General features: G+C 53.3%; 2 protein-coding genes. Both read right to left on the reverse strand.

Annotation, left to right across the window (positions count from 1 at the left end):
- Nucleotides 1–893 (reverse strand): hypothetical protein (locus HPY58_14110; GenBank protein NPV30747.1); only part of this gene is annotated, 893 nt, incomplete at its 3' end.
- Nucleotides 894–960: 67 nt separating this feature from the next.
- A complete protein-coding gene (locus tag HPY58_14115) occupies nucleotides 961–2,613 on the reverse strand; it encodes a DNA cytosine methyltransferase (protein NPV30748.1) in 1,653 nt (550 codons plus the stop codon).
- Nucleotides 2,614–2,622: the final 9 nt, after the last annotated feature.

The raw sequence follows: 2,622 nt of genomic DNA on the forward strand, positions 1-2,622 counted from the left end.
TCGGCGTACTTTTCTTCCAGATCCTTATGCTTCAGGGGTTTCACCCCGCCTGTACCGAAACTTTTTCGTACTGCATTAATAAACAGGCCTTCCAGGCTATCAACTTTTACGGGTTTCTTTAAGTATTTGATCGCCGATGTTACCGCCTTATTTATTTTAACGGGATCGCCGCCACCCTCAAGGAGCAATAATTTCGCAAACCAGAAGGGGAACTCGTAACCATATGATTTAGCGTGTTTAATTACCTGTTCAACTTCCTCATCCTTACAGACAACAGACAAATTTAAATTTTCGGGTTCGTGACCGGGGGGATCACCTGTACCTTGATCGGTCTTAGTTTCTTGTTGTATGTATGTATGTATGTATGTATATTTATTATATTTATTATTAGTTAAATCATTATTAGTTAATTCATTATTAGTTAGATCATTATTTAGTAGTGTCGGATTTTCCGGATACGGATTTTCCGGATACGGTTTTTCCGGATACGGTTTTTCCGGATACGGAAAATCCGGATACGGATGACCCATATCCGGATTTTCCGGATATGGGTTTTCGTAGCCTGTATTTGCCGGGCGTTCATAAATTATATATTCATACCCGAGAATTTTCCCCTTGTCATCTCGAATCTTTTTACGTTCGAGGTAGCCTTGTACTTCTAATTCCTTAAGCCCAGCGTAAACTGCATCACGACCGTCTGTTGACTGGTTGATAAGATCTTTAACGTAGATTTTCCAATTGTCCGGTTTGCTCAGGAGATAGGACAATAAACCCTTTGCTTTCCAGCTCAGCTTCACGTTGCTCAAAAATGCCTTATCGATAACTGCATAAGGATTTTTTCTTTTCCTCGTTCTGATGATCTGGCAGTCCTTCCCTTTTTTAGATGAACTCATATCAATCTCCCCCTTCTGAAAAGCCACCCTTCCTCGAATCCAACCGTTCTTTAAAGTTCAAAGCAAGTCAGTATCCTGTAAGAAAACTCAAAAAATCGTCTGTGGCCGGTTTTCTCACCCACAACCCCGTATTACCAAGTGTCCACTCCTTTCTTTCGCTGACCAGGAGCGCGTTCAGTATCTGCTCAGCCATCGCCTTTGCCGCGGGCGGCGGCACGGCATTCCCAATCCTCTCTCGCCATCTGGCATCTGAGTTGCCGGCCAACACCAGCGGCCGGCCGTCGGGTAAGACCGCCGGGAAACCCTGGAGGACCGCGAGCTCCAGGGTAGTTAAAGGCCGGTGCCAGGTGCCGTCCATGGCTATAATCACCGGCGGCGGATCTGGGCGCTCGTCGTCCGCAGGAATGCGAGGATCCGCCACTGCCGCGGCCCCCGCATGTATGTCGCAGGCGCCCACGACAGTAACAGCCGGCTCGTCCCATCGCATTACCTTGTATGAGCCATTCCGTGGCCGGCAGCCGAGACGCGGGTCGGCGACGGGTCGTGGGTCGGCAACCGAAATGGCGCCCCCTGCCGGTCTGGCTGCTCCTGTAACCGTACTGGCAGGATCGTCCCAGGAAACAACGCGTAGAATATTGTGGTGAGCATTCGGATTGAGCAAAAGCCGGGGATCTGCCACGGCTGCCACTCCGTTCGACCCCCGAACACTTGCCGAACCTATCACGGTCGTGGCCGGTTCATTCCATCGCGCCACTCGGAAAGCACCTTTCCGCGGACAGTACCCCAGTCGTAGGTCCGCCACACTGACTCCGCCACAGGATAGAGAGTTGCCGCTTGTAACCGTTCCGCTTGGACAATTCCAGGGAATTATGCGGTAGGCGTTATGGTAACCACCCACCGCAAGGCGTTCCAGGTCCCGCCAGTCGCCGCCGGCGGGGATCAAAGCCAGCCGCACCCAGGTCTTCCACTGCAGACGGGGAAGGCGGTGCAGCGGGCCGGCCGCGGGATCGTCAGGAAATGGCAGCGGCCCGATCACTTCACCTACGGACTTCACTCTCCGCTTCGGCGGCCGGTAGATGAACGCGCTCATCTTTTCCGGAAGCCTTGCAATCAGCAGGTAACGCCTCCTCCGCTGACCCAGGCCACCAAGTTCTCCGCAGTCGTGGTGTCCTTCATGGAGGAGGTACCCGCAATTTCTCAGCATAAGCTTTATTTTTTGAAGCAGATGAGATCCGCGGGTGGTTATTCTGGGAACGTTCTCCAACAGAATCACCGCGGGCAAATCGTCCCAAAAAGCCAACAGCACCAGCCTGAGACCCCGCACTACCAGGCTGTTCAATGCCTGATACTTCTCGCTGGCTGCCTTTTTGGCCGGAAGCAGACCACTGAAACCCTTGCACGGAGGCGACAGAAACACCACGTCCGGGTGCTCTCCGCCCGTTGCGCCCAGCAGGTCACCGGGCGTTGCCTCTCGCCAATCGTTCGGCGGCTCTTGTTCGTGGAAAGCGCGGTAGTCCTCGCGGCTGAAGAGGTCCATTTGTACTGCCGGCGCTCCCGTCAAGTTTCGGAAATCCTCGCAGGCCTCCGGGTCCACGTCTATGCCCGCCAGGGTCCGAAACTTGCCGACCATCCCTTTGTATTCTCCTGTTGCCTGCTGGAACCCAAGGGCGGCTCCGCCTATGCCGGAAAAAAGGTGCAGAACAGTGAACTCGCGAATCATTCGCATCCT

The organism is Bacillota bacterium, assembly GCA_013177945.1.
Taxonomy (GTDB): domain Bacteria; phylum Bacillota; class DSM-12270; order Thermacetogeniales; family Thermacetogeniaceae; genus Ch130.

What these genes read in the sequence shown, in the direction of transcription:
- HPY58_14115 (NPV30748.1), bottom strand. Translation starts at nt 2,613, where the DNA reads ATGATTCGCGAGTTCACTGTTCTGCACCTTTTTTCCGGCATAGGCGGA.